Source organism: Nostoc sp. UCD121 (assembly GCF_014222285.1).
In the GTDB taxonomy this organism is placed as follows: Bacteria; Cyanobacteriota; Cyanobacteriia; order Cyanobacteriales; family Nostocaceae; genus Nostoc.
Map to the genome: position 1 here is coordinate 1 of NZ_JACKZS010000572.1, position 274 is coordinate 274.

General features: G+C 40.5%; 1 protein-coding gene. It reads left to right on the forward strand.

All coding sequences use genetic code 11. The features are described from left to right. The coding region (locus GNF10_RS37520; RefSeq protein WP_185607541.1) for a cysteine hydrolase family protein at positions 1-274 on the forward strand (274 nt) is incomplete at both ends.

Here is a 274-nt window from a genome sequence, read left to right on the forward strand (position 1 = left end):
AGGTAGTTGGGCGGCAGCAGTCGTAGACGAACTCCAGCAATTACCACAAGACATTTGTGTGGATAAATACCGCATGAGTGGCTTTTGGGACACACCTTTAGATAGTATTTTAAAAAACCTGGGAATTACAACAATATTGTTTGCTGGCGTTAACGCTGATCAATGCGTACTGACTACCTTATGTGATGCTAACTTCTTAGGATACGACTGTATTTTAGTCAAAGATTGTACTGCTACAACTTCTCCCGATTATTGTTGGTTAGCGACCTTATAT